Source organism: Leptotrichia sp. (assembly GCF_057270615.1).
Genome location: NZ_DBHIXN010000127.1, coordinates 1 through 1,767 on the forward strand (window position 1 = coordinate 1; position 1,767 = coordinate 1,767).

Consider the following 1,767-nt stretch of genomic DNA (forward strand, 5'->3'; position numbering starts at 1 on the left):
TTGGGGTTGCGTTTTATGGGAAAGAAGTGAAGGTGGTTTTTAAATAGAGGTTTAAAGGAATAAGTGGAAATAATATCTCTCAGAGCAACGGAAATCTTAATACAGAAAGTACTAACTATCAAAATGAAAATTTTGTAAATGTTAATGAAGTACATAATAATACAGATTCGATGACGCTTACTGGATTTAATCAGGAAGGCGGAAAAATAACTGGAAACATTGAAAAATTAGTTGTAGAAAGTAAACGAAGGATTTAAATTATACGATGAGAAAGGTCAAAAATGAATAAAAGTTATATAGGAACATGTGGAGTATTAAAAAATAACTCTCCCTCTCCAGACAAGATTATACATTCTGATGATATTTTTAAATACGAAAATTTTAATAAAAATTTTGGTTATCCAATGTCAATTTTATGGGGAACAATATTAGAATGTAAAACTGAAGAAATAGATTATGTAGGCATAAAAATGCTTGGAAGTAAAAATCAAGAAGTAATTAGAATAAGAAAGGAATTTTATGAAATAATAAAATGTCCACGATTTAATATAGGTGCCAAAGTTAAATTAATTAAATATCCTGATAAAAAAGCAACTATTAAAAAAATTTGTTGGCATGATAAGGATAAAAGAATTTACTATTTTCTTAATGTTGAAAATGATAAAAGAAAAAGTACAAGTAGATATTATGAAGATAATAATAAATTATTTGAGAAAGTGTGAGTAAATAGAGAGTTGTACCATCAAAATAAGTTGGGTAAAAATTTTATGTAAATTCAAAATCTCTTAAACTTCTAAAGCCTATATTTCCCAAACCAATTCTCAAAATATTTCAAATTCTCAAATTTAAAAAGAAAGCATCACAGAGCGTTCAAACGACTTTATTTTAAATATCAAGTTGTGGTATAATTAATAATATTGAAAGTTATAAAAAAATAAAAGAGGGAGTGATTTTATGAGAAAAAAAGCTGTTCCTGTGGGAATTGAAGATTTTAAAGAGTTGATACAAGAAGGATATTACTATATAGATAAAACTTTACTAATAGATGAAATGTTAATGAACAGGTCGAAAGTTACATTATTTACAAGACCACGAAGATTTGGAAAAACATTGAATATGTCGATGTTGAAATATTTTTTTGATATAAAAAATAAAGAAGAAAATAAAAAACTTTTTGAAAATTTGAAAGTATCTGATAGTGAATATATGAGTGAGCAGGGGAAATACCCTGTAATTTTCATTTCACTAAAGGATTTAAAAGGAGACACTTGGGAAGAATGTTTAAAAAGATTGAAGTTATTTATTTTTGATTTATACGTTGAATTTGAGTATATTAGAGAAAAAATGAATGAATGGGATAAAAGAAAATTTGAAAAAGTGCTTTATGAAAAAGAAGATGCAGACTACATAATGTCTTTAAAATTTTTGGCAGATAGTCTTTATAGGTATTATGAAAAAAAAGTCATAATTTTAATAGATGAATACGACGCTCCAATAATAAATGCTTTTGATAAAGGATACTACAATGAAGCAATAAATTTTTTTCAAACATTTTATAGTTCAGCGTTAAAGACTAATAATTCGTTAAAATATGGTATTTTAACAGGAATAACTAGAATCATAAAAGAAGGGATATTCTCTGGTTTAAATAATCTTTATGTAAATACGATTTTAAGCAAGGATTATTCAGAATATTTTGGACTTCTTGAAAATGAAGTGATTGAAATGCTTGAGTATTTTGATATGAAATATAAGATTGAAGAGGTT

The 1,767-nt window shown here is 25.6% G+C and carries 2 protein-coding genes; both read left to right on the forward strand.

Annotated features, from left to right (window positions below; genetic code table 11):
• The first annotated feature begins 281 nt into the window (after window positions 1-281).
• Entirely contained in the window at window positions 282-722 is a 441-nt protein-coding gene (locus ACO409_RS10850) for a hypothetical protein (RefSeq protein WP_485557162.1), read from the forward strand.
• A 232-nt stretch (window positions 723-954) separates the two neighbouring features.
• The coding region (locus ACO409_RS10855; RefSeq protein WP_485557164.1) for an AAA family ATPase at window positions 955-1,767 on the forward strand (813 nt) is incomplete at its 3' end.

Bases quoted from the DNA above. Each gene is read 5' to 3' on its own strand.
- ACO409_RS10850 (WP_485557162.1), top strand. From the start codon at position 282: ATGAATAAAAGTTATATAGGAACATGTGGAGTATTAAAAAATAACTCT.